The sequence below is a fragment of the Actinokineospora sp. HUAS TT18 genome (assembly GCF_051364635.1).
In the GTDB taxonomy this organism is placed as follows: domain Bacteria; phylum Actinomycetota; class Actinomycetes; order Mycobacteriales; family Pseudonocardiaceae; genus Actinokineospora.
On record NZ_CP195645.1, the window covers coordinates 4,748,512 to 4,772,917 of the forward strand.

The following is a 24,406-nucleotide window of genomic DNA, read 5'->3' on the forward strand; positions in this document are numbered from 1 at the left end:
GGCGTTCTGATGAAGAAGCGGTACACATCCGCACTCGCGACACTGGGCATGGCGCTGGCAGGCCTGGCCGTTCCGTCCCTGGCCGGGACCGCTGAGGCGGGCCAGGCGGAGGCCGCGGCCGCGGGCTACGACCAGTTCATCGTGAGCTACTCCGACTCGTCGGCCATCTACGGCCTCGACCGCGCCGGGGTCACCCGGGTGCGCGAGCTCGGCACCGGCGACGTGCTGGTCAAGGCCAACCGCGGCCTCAACCGCGCGGGCGCGGCGAATTTCATGAACGACCTGCGCAAGCAGCCGGGCGTCGTCAGCGTCGAGCCCGACCTGATCATGACCGCGCAGACCAACGACAGCCGCTACGCCGAGCAGTGGGACCTCTTCGAGGCCACCGCGGGCATGAACGCCCCGGCCGCGTGGGCCACCGCCGACGGCGCGGGCGTCACCGTCGCGGTCATCGACACCGGCATCGTCGGCCACTCCGACCTCAACGCCAACGTCCTGCCCGGCTACGACTTCATCAGCGACGCCGCCGCCGCCCGCGACGGCAACGGCCGCGACGCGAACCCGAACGACGAGGGCGACTGGTACGCCGCCGGTGAGTGCGGCTCGGCCAACCCGAGCAACTCGTCGTGGCACGGCAGCCACGTCGCGGGCACCATCGCCGCGGTCAGCGACAACAGCAACGGCATCGCGGGCATCGCGGCCAAGTCCAAGATCGTCCCGATCCGCGTGCTCGGCAAGTGCGGCGGCCGCTCGTCCGACATCGCCGACGCCATCACCTGGGCCTCCGGCGGCAAGGTCACCCGCGTCCCGAACAACCCCAACCCGGCCAAGGTCATCAACATGAGCCTGGGCGGCGCGGGCTCGTGCGGCTCGATCTACCAGCGCGCCATCGACGGCGCCGTCAAGCGCGGCACCACCGTCGTCGTCGCCGCCGGTAACTCGAACTCCGACGTCTCCGGCTTCAGCCCGGCGAACTGCAACAACGTCGTCTCCGTCGCCGCCAGCGACCGCGAGGGCAACCGCGCCTTCTACTCCAACTTCGGCGCGAAGATCGACGTCACCGCCCCCGGCGGCGAGGTCCGCAACGAGACCGACGCCCCCGGCACCCGCACCAAGCCGCAGGACGGCATCCTGTCGACCATCAACGCGGGCCTGACCACGCAGACCACGGAGGACTACAAGACCTTCATGGGCACCAGCATGGCCGCCCCGCACGTCGCGGGCCTGGTCGCCCTGATGCTGGGCGAGAAGCCGCTGACCCCGGCCCAGGTCGAGGCCGCGCTCAAGGCCAACGTCCGCCCCCTCCCCGGCACCTGCTCGGGCGGCTGCGGCACCGGCCTGATCGACGCGGGCGCCACCATCGCCAACATCTGATCGAATGACAACGGCGGCTGCCACCTTCGGGTGACAGCCGCCGTTTTTCGTTCACGGCCGGTCGAGCAATGCCCTGATTCGCTCCCGGACATCGGGTGTGGGCTCATCGCGCAGGGCCACTTCGAGCGCGGGCCGAACCGCTGCGGGCCACGTCTCCCACGCCTCGATCACGTTCAGCGCCATGTTGCGGTTGTTGACCACCGGACTGCGCAGCGCGGCGTCGACCAGCGGCCAACCGCGTCCGGGGAAGCGGCCGAGGTCCTGCACGACGAAACCGAGCGCTTGGTGCGCCCGGAACTCCGGGCCGAGGCCGAGCACGTCCGCGGGCCCGGAGGCGATGTCGGCCAGCGGAAACGCACGCTCAGCGAAGGCGACGACCTCGTCGATGGTGTCCCCGGTCGCCCGTTCCATCACCAGGAACCAGTTCGACCCCAGCGGATCGGCCACCACCCTGGCCCAATGCGCGGCGAAGGTGTCGATGCCGAACAACTGAGCCGCCCGCTCGGCCTGGTAGAACGCCGCGTCGTCGGACGATCGCAGGCCATCCTCGATCAGCGTGGGCCAGAGGTCGCGGCCCTTGATCTCCCGACAGACGGCGGCCAACTCGTCGTCGGCCAGATACGACTCGATCTCGTCAACAACAAGCAGATGGCGCAGCGTGCTCGCCCGCTCCGCAAGGTGGCCGAGGAGCAACGCGATCGCCAGCCGCCCGTCGGAATAGTCCTCAATGCCCTCGGCGGGCCCACCCATGATCAGCGCCGAAACGATGTCACACGCGGCGGTGAGCATCTCGTCATCGGGCTGCTCCAGCGCCGCCACCAGGTCACCCGTAGTGGCCGCGAGGTGGGCGAGGTACTCGGACATGACGCTGTTGCGGAACCCGGTGCGCAGGATCCAGTCCTTGATGTCGGCCCGGCCGGTGCCCTTCAGCCGCTCGACGGCCTGAATCCGCCCCCACCCGTCGACCTGTCGCGCAAGGGCCCACAGCTCATCCTCGACGTCGACCCCGATGTGGACCACCGCGACCGCCGCGAACAGGGTGAACTCATCGTGGCGCCCCAACACCCGCAACGTCCCCAGATCCGTCGCGTCACCGGCGGCCCCCAACAGCGCGATGCCGTACTTGACCGGCTCCCGATCACCGGCCGTAGTCGCCAGCCGCAGGCCAAGTTCCCGCACCCCGGCTCGCGGCAACTCCAGCCGCGGCAGCAGCCCGTCGACAGTCGAGATCGCGGGCACCTCCCGCAGCGCGGCGTACAGCCGCCGGTACGCCCACCCCCACCCAGGCCGCTCCACAGCGACGCGAATCGCGCCACACAGGTCGTCGACCTCACTCCCAGCCGCGCCGCCCGGGAAATGATGGGTCCCGATCCCATCCCGCGCCCCAGGCGCGTACCGGAGCTCATCGTCGGACTCGTCGGGCAAAGTCTCCCCAGCGTCGGCTAGGCCGGTGGGGAGGAGGTTGGCCTGGATGTGGCCGAAGATCGAAGGAACTTGTGGACCTGAGCGAAACCGTGAGAACACGGGCCGAGTATCCGCGACCACCACGCCGACAGCGAACGAATTCGAGGTCGCCGCGGCGGGCGGGAAGAATGAGTAGGGCGCCCGGGGCTCGAACCCGGAACCTACGGATTAAAAGTCCGCAGCTCTAACCAATTGAGCTAACGCCCCATCGCCCGGCGAGTGTACCCGGGTGACCATCGGCCCCGTCCGGGGACACAGGAGGACGACCATGCCTGACGCCCGTCCGGTCTGGCTGCTCGACGTCGACGGGGTGCTCAACGCGACCAAGCCCGGGTGGGGGCAGCCCCTCGGCAGGGGATGGCGTTCTCCGGGGGCGTGGGCTACCGGATGCGGTGGGCGCCCGCGCTCGTGCGGGAGATCGTCGCGCTGCATCGGGGTGGGCGGGTGGAGATCCGCTGGGCCACGACGTGGGTCGACGACATCGGGCAGGTTGAGCGGCTCCTCAAGCTGCCCGGCTTCCCCACGGCCTTCACCACCCTCGGCGCCGATCCGTCGGTCAAGGCGCCGGAGCGGAAGGCGGCCGCGGCCATCGAGATCGTGGAGGTCGAGCGACGGCCGCTGATCTGGACCGACGACGACGCGATCCCCACCCACGGTCCGCTCATCGAGCGCCTGAGCATCCAGTTACCGACGCTGTTCATCCGGCCCGATGCGAGGCGAGGGCTGCAGCCTGAGGACTGTGCGGCGATCAGCGAGTTTCTCGGTTAGTGCGGAACCTCAGCGGCCGAACGCGCGGTGATGGCGTAGCGCCAACTCCAAGTGCGCGCGCCGCTCGGTCAGCGGGCGGCCGATGATCGACTCGACTTGGTGCAGCCGGTAGCGAACCGTGTTCTTGTGGACAGTCAGCGCGGTTGCCGTCCGGTCGACGCTGCCGCCACTTTCCAAATATAGCAGCAAAGTCTCACGCAGGACGTCGTGTGCGGGCGAGGTCAGCGCGCCGAGTTCACGTGCGGTCAGCTCGCAGGCGGCGTCCGGGTCGGCCGAGATCAGCGACACCAGTTCGACCTCGGCGTACTTCGTCAGCCCCGGCGGGAAGCCCGCGGCGATGGCCAGGCGCTGGGCACGGCGGGCGTCGTGGTGACCGTGGCGGAAACCCGCCAATCCGCGGCCCGGTGTGCCGACGCAGACGTGGATCGCCGTGTCCAGGTGGCTGAGCCTGCCCAACTGCGGCGCCCGCCGCGTCGACACCCAGGCCCACAGGTCCCGCGAACCGACCGACAGGACCAGCGGGCGCGTACCGCCGAGTTGATCGGCGAGGCCGGCGACCGTGCGGTGCATCGCCTCGACGGCGGTCGCGTCCGAGTCGCCCCCGGCGACCCACAGGACGAACGCGGTCTGGTGGGTGGCGAGCGGGTATCCGAGGTCGGTGGCCGCGATGTCCACATCGGACAGATCGCCGTCGAGGATGGCCTGGATCGTCTGTGCGCGGCGGGCCATGGCGCCCTGCATGACGCGTTCGCGTTCGTCGTGGAAGATCGCGATGAGGCGGTCAGTCGACTCGTCGATCCAGCCGCTGGCCCGGTCCCACAGGTACATCAGCACATCGATCGGGGCTGGGCCGCCCGCGCCGATGCCGCCGACGAGTTCGGAAAGGAACGTCCACACCGCACGCCCGGCCGCGCGGTAGACCTTCAGGAGCACGCCGATGTCCATGCCTCGGCGCGCGATCGTCAGCGCCAGGTCGACGGCCTGCGGCGGCACCACGACCTCGCGCCGCTCGCGTTCGACCACGCCGAGGAACACCTTCCAGTGGGCGCGGGTGCTCGCGTGCAGCGCCTCGACGAGCCGCGGGTCGGCGGCCAGTTCGGGAAGCTGGGCGAGGATCACCGCGTCGATCCGCTCGACGAACCGGGTGACCTCGGATTCGACGCCCGCTTCGGCGACGTAGCCGCTCAGCCAGCCCGCGAGACTCTGCGCCATCTGCGTTTGTCCGTTCGCACAAAGGAGCCGGGAAACTCTGGTGGAGTAGCCAAGAGGCCGTCGAAGTGATTGTGTCATCGTTCAGCTACGCGTTGGTAACGTGACGCCCGTCTCAGGAGGTCCCTGGTGTTCGACTACGTCGTCGTCGGTGCGGGTAGCGCGGGAAGTGTCCTGGCGAATCGGCTGACCGAGGACCCGACGACGAAGGTCCTGCTCCTGGAGGCCGGACCGGCGAGCGACGCGCTCGAAGTGCAGATCCCGGCCGCGTTCCCCAGCCTGTTCCGCACCCGGTGGGACTGGTCGTACCAGACCACGCCGCAGCCGGGCCTCGGCGGACAGCGCGCGTACTGGCCCAGGATGAAGGCGCTCGGCGGCTGCTCGGCGATGAACGCGATGATCTACATCCGCGGCAACCGGGCCGACTACGACGGCTGGAAGCGCGATTTCGGCGCTGTCGGCTGGGGCTACGACGACGTCCTGCCCTACTTCATCAAGTCGGAGGACAACACGCGCGGCGCGGGCAGGTTCCACGGCGCGGGCGGGCCGCTGCACGTCGAGGACCGCTCCTACACCCACAAGCTCAGCGACGCCTGGGTCGAGGCCGCCGTCGCCGCGGGCATCGCGCCCAACGACGACTTCAACGGCGCCGACCAGATCGGCGTCGGCCGCTACCAGGTCACCTGCCGCAAGGGCCGCCGCTGGTCGACCGCCGAGGGCTACCTCAAGCCGGTCCTCGACCGCCCCAACCTGACCGTCGCCACGGGCGCGCTCGCGACCCGCGTGGTCCTCGAAGGCACCCGCGCGGTCGGCGTCGCCTACCGGCAGGACGGCAAGGAACTCGTCGCGCGCGCCGAGCGGGAGGTCATCCTGGCGGGCGGGGCGATCAACTCGCCGCAGCTGCTGATGCTGTCGGGCATCGGACCGGCCGACCACCTGCGCGACGTCGGTGTCGGGGTCGCACTCGACCTGCCGGGCGTCGGGGCGAACCTGCACGACCACGTGGTCACGCCGCTGCTGTTCCGCACCAAGGGCGCCACCGACATCGCCGTCGACCACAACAACCCGTTCCGGCTGGCGCAGTGGCAGGCCACCGGCCGCGGCCCGCTGTCGTCGAACATCGGCGAGGCGGGCGGGTTCGTGCGCACCCGCGACGGGCTCGCGGGCCCGGACGTACAGTTCCACGTCGCCGCCACCGGTTTCTACGACAACGGCTTCCGCGAGCCGCTGATCAGGTCCTTCACCATGGGCTCGACGCTGGTGGACGTGGCCAGCCGGGGCACGCTGCGGCTGGCGTCGGCCGACCCGGCGTGGCGGCCGCTGCTCGACCCGGCGTACTTCCAGGAGCGGTCGGACCTCGACGCGATCGTCGCCGGCTTGCGGAAGCTGCACGAGATCGCACGCCAGGCCCCGTTCGCCAAGCACGTCGAGGCGCCGTTCTGGCCGGAGGCGGCCGACGACGACGCCGCGCTGGTCGAGCACGCCAGGAAGTGGACGCAGACGATCTTCCACCCGGTCGGCACGTGCGCCATGGGCACCGGGGACAACGCCGTCGTCGACCCCGAACTGCGGGTGCGTGGCATCGACGGCCTGCGCGTCGCCGACGCGTCGGTCATGCCGCGCATCGTGCGCGGCAACACGAACGCCCCCGCGGTCATGATCGGCGAGAAGGCCGCCGACCTGGTCCGCGGCACCACCACCGTCCGCGCCGCCGCTAAAGAAGGAGTCCGCTCGTGAGTTCCACCATCGAGGTCCACAACCCGGCGACGGGCGAGCCGGTCGGCACCTACCCGGTGCACACCGCCGACGACGTGCGCGCCGCCGTCGAGCGGGCCAGGGCCGCCGCGGGCTGGTGGGACAGCCTGGGCTTCGCGGGCCGCCGCAAGCGCCTCGACGCCTTCCGCGGCGTCATGGCGCGGCGCATGCACCAGCTCGCCGGGATCGTGCACCAGGAGATGGGCAAGCCCCACTCCGACGCCGCCCTGGAGATCGCGATGATCCTCGACCACGTGGCCTGGGCGAGCCGCAACGCGGAGAAGGTCCTTGGCCGCCACAAGCTCAAGTCGGGCGCGCTGACCCTGCACCTGGCGGGCACGGTCGAGTACCGGCCGCTCGGCGTGGTCGGCGTCATCGGCCCGTGGAACTTCCCCGTCGCCACCCCGCTCGGCTCGATCGCGTTCGCGCTGGCCGCGGGCAACACGGTGGTCTTCAAGCCCAGCGAGTACACCCCGGGCGTCGGCGCCTGGCTGGTCGACGCGTTCAACCAGGTCGTCCCCGAGCACCCGGTGTTCCAACTGGTCACCGGCGACGGCTCGACGGGCGCGGCCCTGTGCCGGGCGGGCGTGGACAAGATCGCCTTCACCGGCTCGACCGCCACCGCCAAGCGCGTCATGGCCACCTGCGCCGAGACCCTGACGCCGATGGTCGCCGAGTGCGGCGGGAAGGACGCCCTGATCGTCGACGAGGACGCCAACCTCGACGCCGCCGTCGAGGGCGCGGTCTGGGGCGGCCTCGCGAACGCGGGCCAGGCGTGCATCGGAACGGAACGCGTCTACGTGCACCAGAAGGTGTACTCGGCGTTCCTGGAGAAGCTGACCGCGAAGGTGTCGGACCTGCGCGCCGGGGCGGACACCGCGGCCAAGATCGGCCCGATCACCATGCCCTCCCAGATCGGTGTCATCACCGGCCACATCTCCGACGCCCTGACCCGCGGCGGCAAGGTCGTCGCCGGTGGCGGGGAGACGGTGGGTCAGGTCGTGCAGCCGACGGTGCTGGTGGACGTGCCGGACGACGCGCCCGCGAACCAGGAGGAGACGTTCGGCCCCACGCTGACGGTCCGGTCGGTGTCGGACATCGACGAGGCCATCCGCCTGACCAACGCGTCCCGGTACGGCCTGGGCGCGACGGTGTACGCGGGCAAGCGGGCCCGGGACATCGCTTCACGCATTCGGTCGGGCATGGTCTCGGTGAACGCGGTATTCGCCAACGCGATCCTGCCCACGGCGCCGTTCGGCGGGGTCGGGGATTCGGGATTCGGTCGGATCCACGGGGCGGACGGGCTGCGCGAGTTCACCTACCCGCACTCGGTCGTGCGGCAGCGCTTCCGCCCGCCCCTGGCGCTGACGACCTTCGACCGCGACGACAAGACCGACACGCTGCTGACGAAGATCGTCGCCTTGGTCCACGGCCGCGGCTAGGCCGCCGCGAGGATCCGGGCCGTCGGCGAGCCGGCCAGCGCGGGCGAGTTGGCCGGGACCGACCACACCTCCCGCTCCAGGAAGGCGCGGAACCGCTCGGCCTGCTCGGTCGACGGGAAGTCGAGGTCGACGACGATGTAGCGCGGGTCGTCGACCGGCTGCTGGACGCGGTGGGCGAGGACGCCCGCCGCGGTCCGGGCGGGAGCGAAGCGGTCGAAGGCCGCCTGCCAGGTCGCCAGGTCTGTGATCGGGTGCTCGATATGCAAAGTGACCATGACGACGACCGTAGACACGGTCGCGACCTGGGAACATCCCGAGAACAGGGGGTACCGTCGGCCGGGTGGTGACGCGGGCGGGGGCGGAGCGGATCGAGCGACGGTGCCGGGATCAGCGCGACGACCGCCCGGCGCGTGCCGCGGTGCTCGCCGAGCTGCGTCGGTCGGTGCCGTTCGACGCGTACGCGTGGGTGGTGACCGATCCGGAGACCACCGTCGGCACGTCGCCGCTCGCCGAGGTGCAGGTGCCACTGCCGGGGCTGATCAAGGCGAAGTACCTGACCGACGTCAACCGGTGGACCGCCCTGCCCGCCCGCAAGGCGCACCGGCTGGCTGACCCGGCCGCGAGCCTGGTGTGGCGGCAGGTGCAGCAGGCCCACGGCGTCACCGACGTCGCCTCCGTGCGGCACGCCGACCGCTACGGGTGCTGGGGATTCCTCGACCTGTGGCGCACCGGCGGCCGCTTCACCGACCGCGAGCTCGACTTCCTCAGCACCGTCGCGACCCCGATGACCACCATGCTGCGCGGCCTCCAGGCCAAGGCGTTCGACCGCGCCGACCAGGACGACGCCGTAGGTCCGGTGGTCCTCGTGCTGTCGCCCGATCTCGAAGTCCGCGCCCAGACGGCCACCACCGATGCCTACCTGCGCAGCCTCATCCCGCCGACCGACGAGCGCCCGCCCGTCCCGGCCGCCGCGTACAACGTGGCCGCGCAGCTGCTCGCCGTCGAGGCGGGCGTCGACGACCATCCGCCCCTGGCGCGCGTGCACCTCGCGCCCGGGCGGTGGGTGACGCTGCGGGCCGAGCGGCTCGCGGGGGACATCGCGGTGACGATGGAGCGCAGCACGCCCGCCGAGCGGCTCGCGGTGTTCCGGCGGGCGATGGGCCTGTCGACCCGCGAGGGCGAGCTGCTGTCCCATCTCGCCGAGGGCCGCGCGACGGCGGAGGTGGCGCGGCTGATGGTGTTGTCCGAGCACACGGTGCAGGACCACATCAAGGCGATCTTCGCCAAGACCGAGTCGCACAGCCGGGCCGCGCTGCTGTCGCGGATCAACGGCTGACCATGATCGACCTCACACGGCTCACCCTGCGCTACCAAGCCCATGTGAACCCCGGGTGTCAAACCTATTACGTCGTACAACGAAATGACCTGCGGCAATCCCGATCATGAACGAGCGGCGACCGTGACGGTGGTTCACGTTCTGTCGATCATGTTGAAAGTCGATCATCCACAGTGGACTCCCCAACGCTGCTAGCGTCGATTTCGGTGCCGTCACATGGCATCCACGACAACAGGAGGCAACGAGATGTCCCACCGTATGCGTGCCGTCACGACTGTCCTCGCGGGCACCGCCGCCGCGTTCGCGCTCGCCGCGGGTGCCGCGCAGGCCGCCCCGACGAACTCGGTCTTCCTCTACAACGGCACCGCCGCCCACTGCTCCACCAGCGGCAACAACGGCGTCGCGGGTGGCGTGTTCGCCTCCTACACCTGCCAGAACGGCATCGCGGGCTACGCGCTGTCCGTCACCGCCAAGGCGGGCACCGTCAGCGGCGTCCACATCAACACCTTCGCCACGCTGGCCGAGTGCAACTCGGTCGGCAACAACGGCGTGTCCGGTGGCGTCTTCACCACCTTCCACTGCCAGAACGGCATCGCGGGCTACAGCCTGTCCGTCTCCGGCTGATATTTCGCGAGCGCGGGCCGGTCTGGTTTGCCAGGCTGGCCCGATGCTCGTGACATGGATGGACGAACAGCTCGCCGCGGCGGGCATCAGCCGGACCGGCGAGGTCGGCGAGCCGCGGGTGCGGCCGTGGTCGACGGTCCTGTCCGCGCCGACGACCGCGGGTCCGGTGTGGCTCAAGCAAACCGGCGCGGCAAACGGCTTCGAGGCGGCGCTGTACGAGATCCTGCTGGACGTCGCGCCGCACCGCGTCCTGGCGCCCATCGCCGTCGACACCGACCGCGGCTGGCTCCTGCTGCCCGACGGCGGCGACCCCGTCGGCTGGGACCTCCCGCCGGACGACCTGGTCACGGTGCTGACCGACGTCCTGCCCCACTACGCCACCCTGCAGCGCGACCTCGCCCCGCACGTCGACCGGATGATCGCCGCCGGGGTGACCGACATGCGCCCGGAGATCATGCCGACCCGGTTCGCCGAGGCCGTGGCCGTCGTCGGCGGCCTGCCCGAGGTCGAGGCCCGCGAACCCGAGTTCCGCGAGTGGTGCGCGCGCCTGGCCGCGTCCCCGGCGCGCGCCAGCCTCGACCACAACGACCTGCATCCGGCGAACATCCTGGTCAACGCCGGCATCCGCTTCTACGACTGGGGCGACGCGGTGATCGCCCACCCGTTCGCCGCGATGTTCGTGCCGCTGAAGGTCCTGCTCGACAAACTCGGCCCGCAGGCGCCCGGCACCCTCCGCGTCCGCGACGCGTACCTGGAGGCGTTCACCGACCTGGCTCCCCGCGCCGAGCTGGTCGCCGAACTCGACCTGGCGTGCCGTGTCGCCAAGGTCGCGCGCACGCTCGTGTGGGCCCGCGCCATCAAGACCGACCCGGGCGAGTGGGCCGACGCGCCAAGGGAAACCCTGCTCACCCTGCTGGCCGACTCCTACTACTGAACCCGCTGGGCGGCCAGCAATACCTGGGGGCGCAGCGACGGCGGCGACGCGGGCAGCCGCAGTTCGGCGACCACTTCGAGGCCGGCGTCGACCAGCATCGCGGCCAGTTGCTCGGGGCGGTACAGGTGCGTCGTCCAGGACACCGGCAGGCCGCCGTAGCCCTCGGTCCGCGCGATGTCGCCGTCGCCGACGTGCGTGCCGATCAGCGCCTGACCGCCGGGGACGAGCGCCTCGGCGAAGGTCCGCAGCACGCCAGGCAGCGTCTCACGCGGCAGGTTGAACAGCGACCACCAGCCGAGCACGCCGCCGAGCGAGGCGGGCGCGAGGTCGAGTTCGGTCGCCGAGGCGACGGAGAACCGCAGGTCCGGGTACTGCGCGCGGGCATGGTCGATCATGCGCGGCGACAGGTCGACGCCCGAGACGTCCAGGCCGAGTTCGGTGAGGTGCGCGGTGACGTTGCCGGGGCCGCAGCCCACGTCCAGGACCGGGCCGAGCCCGCGCACGGACTCGGCGAACGCGGCGAGCGCGGCCCGCAGCCACGGCACGGGCTCCAGCCTGCCAACGGCGAGCTCCACGTAGGCGTCGGCGACCCGGTCGTAGGACTCGCGGACGGTGTCAAGATCGGCGGGCTGCTGCACGCGGGCATCCTATGGCCATCGGGGGATAGCCTGCGGGGATGGAGATCGAGCGGAAGTTCCTGGTCAAGGACGACTCGTGGCAGTCGGCCGTGAAGTCTCGGCGGCGGATCGTGCAGGCCTATCTCGCCATCGGAGAACGCGCGCAGGTCCGCGTCCGCAGCACCGGTGATCAGGCGTGGGTCACGGTCAAGGGCCAGGCGGCCGGGGTGTCGCGGGAGGAGTTCGAGACCGAGGTGCCGGTCGACTTCGTCGACGGTGTGCGCGCGGCCGGGCTGTGCGAAGGCGAGCCGGTCGAGAAGGAACGCCACGTCGTCGACGTCGAGGGCCATCTGTTCGAGGTCGACGTCTTCCACGGCGCCAACGAAGGGCTCATCCTGGCCGAGTTGGAACTCGACGCGCCCGACGCCGAGTTCCCCCGGCCGGGCTGGCTGGGTGACGAGGTCACCGACGACGAGCGCTACCGCAACGCGTATCTGGCCAAGTCGCCCTACTCCGGCTGGTAGGTGGAACCCCGGCCGGGACCCACACGTCTACCCGACGACCAGAGCGCAGAGGGGACGACACGATGGCCGACATCGAGTACAGCTTCGGCACCGGCGAGGGCGCCCCGAACGTCCACCACGGCCAGACCGACGTGGACGTCGACGGTGACGGCACCGCCGACGCCATCGCGCTCGACTTCGACGGCGACGGCCGCTACGACGACGCCATGTGGGACTCCGACGGCGACGGCGTCGCCGACACGGCCCTGCTCGACCTCGACGACGACGGCCGCGCCGAGTCCGCCTACCACGACCCGACCGGCCTGGGCACGTGGAACGCCAAGGGCGAGGGCGGCGGCGACCACGCGCAGGACAAGCCGGAACCGCAGGACAAACCCGACGACAAGGGCGCCGAGCAGACCGGGGACAAAGAGGACGAACCCGACTTCGAGAACGTCCCGGTCGAAGTGGACTTCGACGACGAGAAGACCGAAGAGGACACTCCGGAGCCGGAGGACACAGAAGAAGAGGAAGAGCCGCAGCCGGACGACGAGCCCGAGGACGAGCCCGACGACACCGGCTTCGACACCGCCGAACCGGACGCCGCGCCCGACAACGCCCTCGGCGACTGGTTCACCGGCCTGTAGGCGTGCTGGTCCGACAACGGTGAGCCGATGCGGCTAGCGTGATCTCCCGATGAGCCTCCGCCGCCGCGCGGTGCTGGCCGCCGCCCTGGGTCTGGTGGCGGCCTGCACACCACCGCAACCCCGACACCGCGGGTCGACCACCACCGAACCCGCCCCGCCGACGACTCCTACCGGCCCCACAGCCCTACAGCCGACAACTCCCACCAGCTCAACAGCCCTCCAGCCGACGACCACAGCACCCCGGCCGACTCAACCGACCGCGGCACCCTCCGACCGGGCCGCGACGATCGCCGCCTACCGCGACGCGCGGCCGACCACGTTCGGCCTGACCGTGCCAGGAGTCGTCACCCGACTCGACGGGTCCGGCGTCGCCCTCACCTTCGACGCCTGCGGCGGTCCCGGCGGCGGCCGCTACGACCAGGCGCTCATCGCCACCCTCCGCGAGCTGCGCACCCCGGCCACGCTGTTCCTCAACGCCCGCTGGATCGACGCCAACCCGGCGGCCTTCGCCGACCTGGCCGCCGACCCGCTGTTCGACATCGCCAACCACGGCACGCGGCACCTCCCGCTGACCGTCACCGGCCGCCCCGCCTACGGCATCCAGGGCACCCGCGACCCCGCCGAGGTGTACGACGAGGTGGCCACCAACCACGCGAAGCTGACCGCCCTGCTCGGCCGTCCGCCCGCGTTCTTCCGCTCCGGCACCGCCCACTACGACGACGTGGCCACCCGCATCGTCGCCGCCCTCGGCGAGAAGGTCATCGGCTTCGACGTCAACGCCGACGCGGGTGCCCGCCACAGCCCAACCCAGGTCCAGCGCGCGATGGCGGCCGTGCGGCCGGGTTCCATCGTGATCGCGCACATGAACAACCCGACCGGCGGCACCGCCCGCGGCATGGCCATGGCCCTGCCGGACCTACTGGCCCGCGGTATCCGCTTCACGCACCTGCGCTGACAGCCACGTCCAGACCAGCCGCCCGATGGCGGCCAGGACCAGCACCTCGACGACGCTGCCGACGAGCCTGATGACCAAACCGCGTCAAGCTCGCCACCTGGGCCTACGAGACAACCGCGTCCGCCCGTGAAGCAGAGTCGTCCCAGCCCGATTTCCGCGTTCAGCGCGGGGGATCGACGGGTGTGGCGGCGAAACGGTCGACGGGCCAGGCCACACGTTCCCGCTGGTCGGTGACCAGAAGGTGGTCCCGGGTTCGGCGGGCCCACGTCGTGATCCACGGATCGGTGCTGCTGTCGCTGCGCAGCAGGAGGGCGTCGAGCGTGGGCCGCCAGCCGTCCTCGTCCGAGTGAGCCGCCAGCCGGGCGAACTCGTACAGGGAGAGCAGCAGATACCCGCGCGTGGGACAGGCCGGGTCGGCGACCAGGGTCATCACGGTCGGGGCCTCCGCCGGGGTCGTGATGATCAGCTGCCAGTCCTGCATCGGTTCAAGCGAGTCCCGGTACGCCCAGGCCGTGATCTCGGCGGGGGTGGGGTTCACGCAGTCGATGAAACCGGGGGCCTCCATGGGCACGATCCTGGCATTTGGCTGTCTCGTCTGGCGCGCAAGCTAGCCTAGATGCCGTGTCGTCCCCCGCCAGAGCGTTCAACATCGGTCCGTACCGAGTCGAACCCGCCGTCGTGCTCGCACCGATGGCGGGCATCACGAACGTGGCGTTCCGGACGCTGTGCCGGGAGTTCGGCAGCCCGACCTCGCTCTACGTCAACGAGATGGTCACCGCCCGCGCGCTCGTCGAGCGCGACCCCAAGACCATGGAAATGATCACCTTCGGCCCCGACGAGCACCCCCGCTCGGTGCAGCTCTACAGCGTCGACCCGGTCAACGTCGCCGAGGCCGTCAAGATCATCGCCAGTGAGGGTCGGGCCGATCACATCGACATGAACTTCGGCTGCCCCGTCCCCAAGGTCACCCGCAAAGGCGGCGGCGCGGCGCTTCCTTACAAGCGCAGGCTCTTCGCGGACATCGTCGCCGCCGCCGTTCGCAACGCCGAGCCCGCCGGGATTCCCGTGACGGTGAAGTTCCGCGTCGGCATCGACGACGAGCACGTCACCTACCTCGACGCCGGGCGGATCGCCGAGGCCGAGGGGGCCGTCGCGGTGGCGCTGCACGCGAGGACGGCGGCGCAGCGGTACTCCGGGCAGGCCGACTGGTCGCGGATCGCGCGGCTCAAGGAAGCGGTCACCACGATTCCGGTACTCGGGAACGGCGACATCTTCAGCGCCGCCGACGCGGTCAAGATGGTCGAGCAGACCGGGTGCGACGGCGTCGTCGTCGGGCGCGGGTGTCTGGGCAGGCCGTGGCTGTTCCGCGAGCTGCACGCGGTGTTCACCGGCGCCGAGATCCCCGAGGGGCCCGACCTCGGCGAGGTCAGCCGCATCCTGCACCGCCACGCGATGCTGCTCGCCGACCACCTCGGCGAGGACAAGGGCCTGCGTGACCTGCGCAAACACATGGCCTGGTACCTGCGGGGCTTCCCCATCGGCGCCGATCTGCGCAAGCGGTTCGGCATGGTCTCCGGCCTCGCCGAGCTGGCCGACCTGATCGGGCAGCTCGACCACACCGCGCCCTACCCCGAGGAAGCCGAGGGGCCGCGCGGGCGGCAGGGCTCACCGGGCAAGGTTGTGCTGCCGGAGGGGTGGCTCGACGACCCCGAGGACGCCGCCGTGCCCGTCGGCGCGGAACTCATGCACTCAGGGGGATGACCGTGCGCAGGGTGATCGCGCTCACTTTGGTGGCGCTCAGCGCGGGCTGCGCGACGACCGTGCCCGGCCAGGCGGTGCCGATGGGTGGGAACACCGCTCCTGGCCAGGAGCGCGAGATCGTCAGCCAGTACTTCACCGACCTCAACGACGCCGCCGCCGAGGGCTCCGACACCCAGCGCGACTTCCTGCGCCGCACCCAGCACCCCGACTTCACCGACCGCACCTGCGAGCTCGGCGACCTCGTGCTGACCATCGAGCCCGCCCTGTCCACGCTGCGCGTCGACCCGAAGTGGAAGCCGGAGAAGGCCACCTCGCGGCCGCGCGGGTCGGTCTATGTGGTGGGCGTCTCAGTGCGGATCCGCCGCGACAACGCCACACTCGCCGAGCAGATCGGCTCGCAGCGGGTCGTCGTGCTCGACGGCCGCGCCTACGGCTTCGCACCCTGCCCGACCCGCTGACTCCATCCGGGTTACGTCGGCGACCGCTCTCGGCGACCGATTCGCTCACTCATCACTGACTTGGCGCAGACCCCGGTCCACCAGACGGGGGAATTCCCGCCTCCAGTCGTCCCGCCGGCTCAAGGCCCGCCTCATTACAGACGACACACACGTAGGTAGGGAGGTGACCGCGGTGGCCGCACTGGGACGAGGTGTCGCCGAGCCCGAGCCCGCCCAGCGGGACCGGGCCACCGGGTGGTGGCGCAACGAGCCGACGGTGCCCCTGCGCCACCCGGCGATCGCCGACGAACCCGACTCCGGCCCGCCCGCCGACGCGGCCAACCTGGTCAGCCTGCACGAGTCGATCGCCGCCCTGCTGGCCTCGCGCGGCCAATACCGCCAGGCCTATCAGCACCTGCGTTCCGCGCTCGACCTGATGTCGGAGCTGAGCGCGCCGCCGCAGATCCCCGAGCAGTTCCGCCGCGAGGTCGACCGGCTGCGCCGCGAGCACGCCGAGGCCCACGAGCAGAGCATCCGCGACAGCCTCACCGCCAGCTACAACCGCCGCTACCTCGACCAGAAGCTCGTCGAGGTCGTCGCCGAGCGGCGCACCGCCGACGGTCTCGCCGTCGCGCTGGTCGACCTCGACTGGTTCAAGCAGGTGAACGACACCTTCGGCCACCTGGTGGGCGACCGCGTGCTCCAGCGGGTCGTCGATCTGCTCCAGGAGGGCCTGCCAGACGGCGCCTTCTGCGCGCGCTACGGCGGCGAGGAGTTCGTGTTGGTGCTGCCGGGCGTCGACCGTCCCGCGGCCGTGGCGCTCGCCGAGGCGGCCAGGGCGCGAGTCGAGACGTTCGCGTGGTCGTCGCTCGTGCTCGGCCTGCGCGTGACGATCAGCATCGGCTTGTCGCACGAACCGGCGCAGCAAGTGGCGCACAACACACCCCAGTCCGGCGAGCGGCAACTCCGCGAGGCCGACACACTGCTCTACACGGCGAAGCAATCGGGTCGGAACGCCGTGGCCTATCTGCTCGACGGCAAGGCTCACCTGGCCGGACCGGCCGCTGGGCGCCGCGCTGTCACCACGCCGCGCGCCGTGACCCGCTGAGGTCACCGCGAGCGCAGCGGCTCGCCCGATCGGACTAAAACGATCGGCGTAATTGCGTACCGATAGTGAACAAAACTCGGACTGTGGTCGTCACGGACCTCCACTGCGCCGTACTATCGCGTCCGCACTGCCACGTTCGGGGGCGCGACCCGACAACGTGTTGATAACCACCTGGCAACGGTTCGAGCGGTACTCAGGAAGGAGCACGGGTGCGCGACGATCACGACCCCGACGGCTCCCCGCTCGCCGATCGCCCAGCCCAGGGCGGAAAACGCCGCGCCCCGGAGCCCGCCGAGACGCCCCGCAGGCGGCGCCGGTCGATGGAAGGCTCGGGCGGCGTGAGCGTGTCGGACCTGGTAGAGCGGCACAATGGGTCGCGGCCGAATCTGCAGCCGGTGCCACCCGCTCAGGTGAGACCGGCCGAGATACCCAGCGACCCACCCCGCCACTCCGGTGAGTTCCCGGCGCCCGACGCCGACGTCACACCGTCCCGCTCCGGCCGCCGTCGTGCCGCCGAAGAGCCTGAAGTCCGCCCCTCCCTCGCCGACGCGTTCGTGGGCGGCAGCACTGGCCGCCGCGCCATCGTCGAGCCGGAACTGTGCCCCACCGGCAAGCGGGCCAAACCCGAACCGACCGGAAAACGCGCGAAGTCCGATTCCCCGGCCACCGGCCGCCGCGCCAAGCCGGAAGTCGACACGCCCCGCCCGATCCTGCACGCGCCGATCCCGGCCGATGTCGCGATCCAGCCGGGCGGTCACACCCAGCAGAACGACGCCGCGCCGACCGGGGAACGCCGCATCCCCGCCGCGGGTCAGGCCGAGGGCCGCCGCCGCGCCCAGGAAAGCCAGACCGGCATGCGCCCGGTGGATCCCGGCAGACAGACCACGCGCTCGGCGCACCACCCCGCCAGCCATCCTGTTGCCGCGCCCGGCGATCACAGCCGCTCGGCACACCACTCGAGCGGCCAGCAGGCGACCCGGTCCAGCGAAGCCAGCCGCCCGGCGATGCGACCCGTCACACCCCAGCCAGCCGACGATCACAGCCGCACGGCGCACTCCAGTGAGATCAACCGTCCCACCGATCACGGCCGCTCGCTGCACTCCAGCGAGGCCAGCCGCCCGGCGATGCGACCGGTCGCAGCCCAGCCAGCCGACGATCACAGCCGCTCGACGCACCACTCGAGCGAAACCAACCGTCCGGCCATCGCCCAGCCGATTCGCGATCACAGCCAGCAGGCGAGCCGCCCGGCGATGCGCCCCATTGCCGCTCAGGCGCCCAGTGATCGCGGGAGGCAGGCGAGCGGCCAGCCCGGCGATCACGGCCGCCCGGTGCACTCCAGCGAGGCCAGCCGTCCGGCGATGCGTCCCGTCACGCCCCAGGTGTCTGGCGAGCACGGGCAGCCGGGGACGCGCCCGGGGCCGATGCCTCCGATGCGCCGTCCCGCCGACAGCAGCATGACCGATCTGCGGCCCGTCTCGGGCCCGGTCAGGCCAGGGGAAGCGAGCCTGACTGGCATGCGCCCCGCCGGACACACCGGCGAGCACCCGCGTCCCGGCGCCCCGGGGGCGCCATCGAGGCCGATCGGGTGGCAGGAAGAGGCACGTGCCGAATCGCAGCCCAGGCGAGGCGACACCGGGGCTCACCCCGCCGCGCCGCGGCCACCGCACACGGGTGCCTATCCAGTTCCCGCAGAGCCACCGCGGCCCGCGCTCGCTGAGCACGTCCCGTCGCGGCCGCTCGACCCCGCGGTCAGCGGCCGGTATCCGATGCCGCCCTCGGACGTCGCCCAGCGGCTGGGCGGCGCGAACCCGATCGACCCGTCGCTGTCCGGCAGGCACCCGCTGCCCGGCGACCCACGCGGCCAGGCGGGTGTGGGCAGCGGCCCACGCCCCCTCCCCGGACCCAACGCCGACCCTCGCCACCCGGCAGGCGACCAACGCAGCCACCCAGGGCTGCCCCCGAACGCCGACCCTCGCATCCCCGCAGGCCCCAACGGCGACCCCCGCGCACTGGCAAGCTCGGGCCCGAGCGGCCCGGCAATCCCGAACGGCGACCCCCGCACCGTGGCAGGCCAGGGCCCGAGCGGCCCGGCGGCCCCGAACGGCGACCCGCGCGCCCTGGCAGGCCACGGCCCGAACAGCGACCCCCGCACCCCGGGCCTGAGCGGCCCGGCAGGCCCGAACAGCGACCAGCGAAGCCACCCGGGACTGGCCCCGAACAACGAGCCCCGCCACCCGGCAGCCCCCAACGGCGACCCACGTACCCAGGCCGGCCCGGCCCCCAACGGCGACCCCCGCACCCAGGCCCACCTCGCCCCAACCGGCGACCCGCGCGCCCTGGCGAACCCGACCCCCAACGCCCCACGCCCCTTCCCCGAGACCGACGCGGACAACGTCTGGCAGCCCGATCGCCTCACTGGTGAAGCGCCGCGGATTCCGCGGCAGTTGCCGCCAGGGCAGTCGTCCATGCCGCCGCGGCCCGAGGAGCCGGAGCGGGTCGCGCTGACGCCGCCAGTGGGCGCGTCCGGGGAAGAGATCATCGGGCTCACCACCGAGATGGAAGCCATCGGTGAGGCGACCCAGAAGCGCAGGCGCGTCGACGAGACGCTGGCGCGGTTCTCCAAGGTGCACGACGAGCTCAAAGCCGAGGAGAAGGCCCGCAAGTCCAAGTTCAGCAAGCTCAACCCGTGGGCCGCGCAGGACGCCGAACTCGACGAGCACCTTGAGGAACTCGCGCTTCTCCCCGGCGAGCAGACCGTCCTCGTCGAGCCGGAGCCGGAGCCCGCGGGCACCCGGCTGCAGGAGAAGAAGGTCCGCAAACAGACCAAGTCGACCAAGACCGCCAAGATCTTCGTCGGCACCATGGCTGTGTTGATCTTCCTTGCGACCGGGATCGGCTGGGGCTTCAAGAAAGTCACCTCGGACAGCATCGGCCAAGTACGCGCGCTCGACCCGGATTCCGCGTCGATCCAGAACGCCGAAGGGCAGCGTGGCGACGAGAACTTCCTGCTGATCGGGTCCGACTCCCGCGACGGCGCGGCGAGCGAGGACGGGGTCGGCGACGCCGCGGGCGTCCCGGGGGCCCGCTCCGACACGATCATGGTCGCGCACATCCCGGCGGACCGGTCCCGCGTCGTCGTGGTGTCGTTCCCGCGGGACCTGGAGATCAACCGGCCGAACTGCGAGCGGTTCGACCCGAAGACGTTCGCCTACACCGGTGAGACTGCCGAGGGGCACAAGACCGCGAAGATGAACACGGCCTACCAGTTCGGCGGGCCGCTCTGCATCACCAAGGTCGTCCAGGAGATCTCCGGGCTGAAGATCACCCGGTTCATCGGCATCGATTTCAACGGCTTCAAGGGCATGGTCGACGCGGTCGACGGCGTCAACGTGTGCGTGGAGAAGCCGATGTACGACACCACGCTCAACAAGTGGATCGTCAAGGACGCGGGCAAGGACGTCGAACTGCGCGGCGACCAGGCGCTGGACTTCGTGCGCGCGCGGCACGTGCGCGGCGACGTCACCTCCGACTACGGCCGGATCATTCGCCAGCAGCGCTTCCTGTCGTCCCTGCTGCGCAAGGCCATGTCGGCCCAGGTGCTGCTGGACCCGGGCAAGCTGACCAGCTTCGCCAGCTCGTTCGCCGAGTCGACCTTCGGCGACAACATCAACATCGACGCGCTGCTGCATCTCGGCCAGTCCATGCAGGGGCTGGAAGCGGGCCGGGTCACCTTCATCACCGTCCCGACCGTCGGCGAGCACAACACCCGCGGCAACGAGACCCTGCTGAAGGAGCCCACCGCGGCGCTGTTCCGGGCGATCATCAACGACCAGCCGCTGCCCGGGGAGAAGCCCGCCGCGCCGCCGCCCGCCGCGGGCAGCCCGCAGGCGCTGCCGCAGTCGGCGCCGCTGCGCCAAGCGCAGCCGGTGGACCCGAAGTCGCTCAAGATCCAGGTCCTCAACGGCGGCAACACCACCGACGGCATCGCCGGGCGCACCGCCAACGAACTGGGCAAGTTCGGCTACACCGTGGTGAACATCAACGCGGGGCCGACCGTGCCGAAGACCGTCGTGCGCTACGGCAAGGGCAACGAGGCAGCCGCGCAGACGCTCGCTTCGTCGGTTCCCGGCGCGGTACTGGAGGAGAGCGCGGCCAACGGCACGGCGCTGGTGCTGATCCTCGGTCCCGAGTTCAAGGGCAAGGTCAACGCGCCGACCGGGACCGTCACGCAGCCGGAGCCGGAGAAACTGCCCGCCAATCTGTCCACCGTGAACGGCGGCGACGTCTCCTGCGCGTGACTTCGTTGCGCGTGGTTCACCTCGGATTCACCCAACGATGGCGTACGCGGGTGTCCGCCCCTCTAGGCTGTGGCCATGCGTGAGGCTTACCATTCCGAACTCGGCGTGCTCGCCGACCAGCTCGCGGGTATGTGCGCCCAGGTCGCCGAGGCGATGGAACTCGCGACACGCGCGCTCCTGGACTCCGACCTCGCTATCGCCGAACAGGTGATCAGCGGCGACGAGAAGATCGACGACGCCCGCTCGGCCTGCGAGGAGCACGCGTACTCCCTGCTCGCACTGCAGGCCCCGGTCGCCACCGACCTGCGCACCGTCCTCGCGGCGATCCACGCCGCGGAGAGCCTGGAGCGCATGGGCGACCTGGCGCTGCACGTGGCCAAGGCCGCGCGGCGCAGGCACCCGGTGCCGGTGCTGCCGGACCCGATCAAGGGCTATTTCGCCGAGATGGGCCGCGTCGCGGTCACCCTGGCCCGCAAGGCCGAAGAGGTCATCCGCACCCAGGACATCGACGCCGCGCGCGCTCTCGAGAGCGACGACGACGAGATGGACGACCTGCACCGGCACCTGTTCACGGTGATCATGGACAAGGACTGGACGCACGGCGTCGCCGCGGCCGTCGACGTGACGCTGCTCGGCCGCTTCTACGAGCGCTACGCCGACCACGCCGTCTCGGTCGCCAAGCGCGTCGTCTTCGTCGTCACCGGCCGCATGCCCGGCTCGGCCGACGAGGACGACGACCTGTAGGACCTACCGCCGCGGCGCCGCCGAGTCGATCAGCTCACCGAGCTGCTGGGCTAGGCGGGCGCTGTCGGCCGGTGAGTACGTCGCGCGCACCTGGCCGTCCGGGTTGGGGCGCGACGTCGTCAGGTAGCGGCCCGCGTCGGTGTCGATCCAGCCGACGTTGCCCGCGTCGACCTCCCGGCCGTGCCTGCCGCGCGCGCTGACGGTGAAGAACCCGAAGCCCTTGCGCGGCCGTTCCAGCATGGTCGCCGCCATCCGCAGCTGCGCCTCCGACGCCGACCGCGGCGCCCGGACCTGCTGGACGAACCCTTCCGCCTTGGGCTCCGGGCCAGCCTCGACGACCTGCACCGACTGGCCGGGACCCGCCGCCATGCTGGGCAGCAGCCCCACGAGCGCGCGGGCCAGCCCCGTCGGGCTGATCAGCTCGAACCGGATGCTCTGCCCCTCCTGGACCGCGAGCACGCCCACCGTCCCGGCCGCCGCGGCACGGGCCTTCACCGGGCGGTCGGTCTCGACGGTGCCGAGCATGCCGACGCCGATGTCGTGGTCGCCGGTGACGGTGACCGCCGCCTCGACGTCGGGGTCGATCTGGTTGTGCCGGATGAGCCCGCGGTTGGCGAGGTCGGTGAACACCGCCTTGGCGATGCGCTCCCGGTCCTCCACGAGCTGGCCGAAACTGGGGATCTGAAACGGGAACTGGCGACAGCTCACCCGCAGGACCTGGGAGAGCATGTCGACAGCGGCCAGCGACAATGAGAACGATCTTGGCATCGGTCGGTCAGCCGCCGATCACGGGTGGCGCGGTCATCTCATCGGTGCCGAACATCGCGTCCGGGTCGGCCTCGACCAGGTACGACGGACGCTGGTGCTCCTCGTCCTCGCCGCCCTGCCCGCGACCGCCACCCATGCCGCCGCCCATGCCCGCACCCGCGCCGCCGCGGCCTGCCATGCCCGCGCCGCCGCGGCCACCGGTCGCCGCGTGTTCCGCCGCGAGCGCGCCCGCGCCAACACCGCCACCCGGCATCGAGCCGGAGCCGACGCCGCGTCCGACACCGCCGCCGGACCCGAGTCCGCCCGCGCCGCCGCCGGGCCCGAAGCCCGCGCGACCACCGGCGCCGCCACCACCGCCACGGCCCGTCCGTTCGCTGTCGCCGCCGAAGCCTGGGCCCATCTGGCCGCCACCCATCGGGGGCATGCCGCCCGGGGGGAAGCCACCTGGGTGCTGTCCGCCGCCGCCACCGGGGATCTGGGGTCCGCCGCCACCAGGGCCGGGCGGCAGACCGCCCTCAAAACCGCCGGGGTTCGTGCCACCGCCGCCGCCGGGGACCGGGGGGATCGGATTCGTGCCGCCCGGACCGCCGCTGCCCGGGCCGCCGCCGGGGCCGGGCCCGCTGCCGGGGGGCGGGTTCGAGCCGCTGGGCCCAGACCCGGTCGAGCCGGAGCCCGACGAGCCGGAGCCGGTGCCGCTGCCCGTGCCGTTGATGTCGACGCCGTTGCCGGTCGGCTTCTTGACGCCGCTGCCGTCGCCGGGGTCGCCCGGATCGCCCGTGCCGCCACCACCCATCGTCGGCGGCGGCGCGAACGCGGGCATCGTCGACGAACTGCCCAGCGCGCCGTCGTAGGTGCTCACGACTCGGGCGGCCTCGGCGTGCGCGGCCTGGCTCTCGCGGTAGTCGTTCATGTAGGTCGCGTACTTGCGGACCATGTCGATCGGGTTGGTCGTCGTCGCCAGATCCCGGTTGGCGGCGTCGACGTCGAAAGGCTTCTCCTCCGGCATCGAGTTCTTCGCCTCAGCCAGCGCGGCGGCCTGGATGGACGTCTGCGTCCCCGCCAGCTGCGCGCTCTGCCCGGCCCGCCCGACCCAGTTGCCGACGTCGGCCATGAACTTGCGGGCCTGGTCGCCCGCCTGCCCCTGCCAGTCGGCCTGGCTGTTGTTGATCGCCGCGGCCACATCGGTCTGGAACTTCGCCATGGCGTTGCCCGCGCTGAGGTACAGGTCGCCCATCTCCCCGACCTGGTCGGCGTCGACCCCCTCAGTCACCATCGGCTTGAGCGCCGAATGGTCGTAGCTCATGTAGTTGCTCTGCTGCATCCCCGGGGGCGGCCGTGTGTCGACCCCCGCGGCGAGCTGCCGCGCCTGGGAACTCATCTCCTGGCTGTACTGCTCGTTCACCTCGCTGTTGCGGGTGAACCGCTTCCAGATCTCCCACCAGCTGGAGTTCTCGATGTCCTGATCGACCCGCTGTTCGGCCTCCTGCTGCACCTGGGTACGCGTGTCGGCGGTGCCGCGGCGGTCGATGTAGAGGGGACTGTTGGGGTCATAGGTCGGGTCGTACGCCGGGTTGCTGGTCTGCCCACTCCGCGAGACCTCGACGGTGGTGGGATTGGCTTGGGGCGGCGTGACGCCGGTCCGGACCGGTCCTGGCATGGTGA

General features: G+C 71.4%; 22 protein-coding genes and 1 tRNA gene. 15 read left to right on the forward strand and 8 right to left on the reverse strand.

The window, feature by feature from the left end:
• Positions 1-9 precede the first annotated feature (9 nt).
• Positions 10-1,374 (forward strand): S8 family peptidase, encoded by a 1,365-nt coding sequence (locus tag ACSHT8_RS21630; RefSeq protein WP_436492728.1) that lies wholly within the window; start codon positions 10-12, stop codon positions 1,372-1,374.
• Positions 1,375-1,425: 51 nt separating this feature from the next.
• Here ACSHT8_RS21630 and ACSHT8_RS21635 read toward each other — a convergent pair whose 3' ends face one another.
• Complete coding sequence (locus ACSHT8_RS21635; protein ID WP_436492729.1) at positions 1,426-2,670, reverse strand: hypothetical protein; 1,245 nt, start codon at positions 2,668-2,670, stop codon at positions 1,426-1,428.
• 301 nt (positions 2,671-2,971) lie between these two features.
• Positions 2,972-3,045, reverse strand: a tRNA-Lys gene (locus tag ACSHT8_RS21640).
• Between the two features lie 126 nt (positions 3,046-3,171).
• Here ACSHT8_RS21640 and ACSHT8_RS21645 point away from each other — a divergent pair.
• Positions 3,172-3,606, forward strand: coding sequence for a hypothetical protein (locus ACSHT8_RS21645; protein WP_436492730.1), 435 nt, complete (start codon positions 3,172-3,174; stop codon positions 3,604-3,606).
• A gap of 9 nt (positions 3,607-3,615) precedes the next feature.
• On the opposite strand, the gene ACSHT8_RS21650 is transcribed toward ACSHT8_RS21645, so the two are convergent.
• On the reverse strand, positions 3,616-4,818 hold the full coding sequence (locus ACSHT8_RS21650; protein WP_436492731.1) for a PucR family transcriptional regulator: 1,203 nt from the start codon (positions 4,816-4,818) through the stop codon (positions 3,616-3,618).
• Positions 4,819-4,944: 126 nt separating this feature from the next.
• Between ACSHT8_RS21650 and ACSHT8_RS21655 the strand changes: the two genes are divergently transcribed.
• Entirely contained in the window at positions 4,945-6,552 is a 1,608-nt protein-coding gene (locus ACSHT8_RS21655) for a GMC family oxidoreductase (protein WP_436492732.1), read from the forward strand.
• Entirely contained in the window at positions 6,549-8,012 is a 1,464-nt protein-coding gene (locus ACSHT8_RS21660) for an aldehyde dehydrogenase family protein (protein ID WP_436492733.1), read from the forward strand. The genes ACSHT8_RS21655 and ACSHT8_RS21660 overlap by 4 nt, the downstream gene beginning before the upstream one ends.
• Here ACSHT8_RS21660 and ACSHT8_RS21665 read toward each other — a convergent pair.
• Complete coding sequence (locus tag ACSHT8_RS21665) at positions 8,009-8,287, reverse strand: hypothetical protein (RefSeq protein ID WP_436492734.1); 279 nt, start codon at positions 8,285-8,287, stop codon at positions 8,009-8,011. The two genes, ACSHT8_RS21660 and ACSHT8_RS21665, sit on opposite strands and share 4 nt — an antisense overlap.
• Positions 8,288-8,352: 65 nt before the next feature.
• Here ACSHT8_RS21665 and ACSHT8_RS21670 point away from each other — a divergent pair, with 65 nt between their 5' ends.
• From ACSHT8_RS21670 to ACSHT8_RS21680, 3 genes are all read left to right on the forward strand, one after another.
• On the forward strand, positions 8,353-9,348 hold the full coding sequence (locus ACSHT8_RS21670) for a response regulator transcription factor (RefSeq protein ID WP_436492735.1): 996 nt from the start codon (positions 8,353-8,355) through the stop codon (positions 9,346-9,348).
• Positions 9,349-9,594: 246 nt separating this feature from the next.
• On the forward strand, positions 9,595-9,972 hold the full coding sequence (locus ACSHT8_RS21675; protein ID WP_436492736.1) for a hypothetical protein: 378 nt from the start codon (positions 9,595-9,597) through the stop codon (positions 9,970-9,972).
• 43 nt (positions 9,973-10,015) lie between these two features.
• Entirely contained in the window at positions 10,016-10,906 is an 891-nt protein-coding gene (locus tag ACSHT8_RS21680) for a phosphotransferase (protein ID WP_436492737.1), read from the forward strand.
• Here ACSHT8_RS21680 and ACSHT8_RS21685 read toward each other — a convergent pair.
• Positions 10,900-11,544 (reverse strand): class I SAM-dependent methyltransferase, encoded by a 645-nt coding sequence (locus ACSHT8_RS21685; protein WP_436492738.1) that lies wholly within the window; start codon positions 11,542-11,544, stop codon positions 10,900-10,902. The two genes, ACSHT8_RS21680 and ACSHT8_RS21685, sit on opposite strands and share 7 nt — an antisense overlap.
• 38 nt (positions 11,545-11,582) lie before the next feature.
• Here ACSHT8_RS21685 and ACSHT8_RS21690 point away from each other — a divergent pair, with 38 nt between their 5' ends.
• The 3 genes from ACSHT8_RS21690 (at position 11,583) to ACSHT8_RS21700 (ending at position 13,628) form a co-directional block, all read left to right on the forward strand.
• Positions 11,583-12,047 carry a CYTH domain-containing protein gene (locus tag ACSHT8_RS21690; RefSeq protein ID WP_436492739.1) on the forward strand — a complete coding sequence of 155 codons (465 nt, stop codon included), beginning with the start codon at positions 11,583-11,585 and terminating at the stop codon, positions 12,045-12,047.
• Between the two features lie 62 nt (positions 12,048-12,109).
• On the forward strand, positions 12,110-12,673 hold the full coding sequence (locus ACSHT8_RS21695; RefSeq protein WP_436492740.1) for a hypothetical protein: 564 nt from the start codon (positions 12,110-12,112) through the stop codon (positions 12,671-12,673).
• A 49-nt stretch (positions 12,674-12,722) separates the two neighbouring features.
• Positions 12,723-13,628 carry a polysaccharide deacetylase family protein gene (locus ACSHT8_RS21700; protein WP_436492741.1) on the forward strand — a complete coding sequence of 302 codons (906 nt, stop codon included), beginning with the start codon at positions 12,723-12,725 and terminating at the stop codon, positions 13,626-13,628.
• Positions 13,629-13,788: 160 nt separating this feature from the next.
• Here ACSHT8_RS21700 and ACSHT8_RS21705 read toward each other — a convergent pair whose 3' ends face one another.
• Entirely contained in the window at positions 13,789-14,193 is a 405-nt protein-coding gene (locus tag ACSHT8_RS21705) for a hypothetical protein (RefSeq protein WP_436492742.1), read from the reverse strand.
• A 56-nt stretch (positions 14,194-14,249) separates the two neighbouring features.
• Here ACSHT8_RS21705 and dusB point away from each other — a divergent pair, with 56 nt between their 5' ends.
• The 5 genes from dusB to phoU all read left to right on the forward strand — a co-directional run bounded on the left by dusB (position 14,250) and on the right by phoU (position 21,976).
• Positions 14,250-15,389, forward strand: a complete 1,140-nt coding sequence (gene dusB, locus ACSHT8_RS21710) for a tRNA dihydrouridine synthase DusB (protein WP_436492743.1) — start codon at positions 14,250-14,252, stop codon at positions 15,387-15,389.
• Positions 15,386-15,847 carry a hypothetical protein gene (locus ACSHT8_RS21715; RefSeq protein ID WP_436492744.1) on the forward strand — a complete coding sequence of 154 codons (462 nt, stop codon included), beginning with the start codon at positions 15,386-15,388 and terminating at the stop codon, positions 15,845-15,847. The genes dusB and ACSHT8_RS21715 overlap by 4 nt, the downstream gene beginning before the upstream one ends.
• A gap of 172 nt (positions 15,848-16,019) precedes the next feature.
• Positions 16,020-16,934: a GGDEF domain-containing protein gene (locus ACSHT8_RS21720; protein WP_436492745.1), complete on the forward strand. Its 915-nt coding sequence runs from the start codon at positions 16,020-16,022 to the stop codon at positions 16,932-16,934.
• 209 nt (positions 16,935-17,143) lie between these two features.
• Positions 17,144-21,232 carry an LCP family glycopolymer transferase gene (locus tag ACSHT8_RS21725; RefSeq protein ID WP_436492746.1) on the forward strand — a complete coding sequence of 1,363 codons (4,089 nt, stop codon included), beginning with the start codon at positions 17,144-17,146 and terminating at the stop codon, positions 21,230-21,232.
• 75 nt (positions 21,233-21,307) lie between these two features.
• Positions 21,308-21,976, forward strand: coding sequence for a phosphate signaling complex protein PhoU (gene phoU / locus ACSHT8_RS21730; RefSeq protein ID WP_436492747.1), 669 nt, complete (start codon positions 21,308-21,310; stop codon positions 21,974-21,976).
• A 3-nt stretch (positions 21,977-21,979) separates the two neighbouring features.
• Here the strand turns inward: phoU and ACSHT8_RS21735 are convergent, their stop codons facing one another.
• The gene (locus ACSHT8_RS21735) at positions 21,980-22,726 is read right to left on the reverse strand and encodes an ESX secretion-associated protein EspG (protein WP_436492748.1); all 747 of its coding nucleotides are present in this window, start codon (positions 22,724-22,726) and stop codon (positions 21,980-21,982) included.
• A 25-nt stretch (positions 22,727-22,751) separates the two neighbouring features.
• A complete protein-coding gene (locus tag ACSHT8_RS21740; protein WP_436492749.1) occupies positions 22,752-24,401 on the reverse strand; it encodes a hypothetical protein in 1,650 nt (549 codons plus the stop codon).
• Positions 24,402-24,406 lie beyond the last annotated feature (5 nt).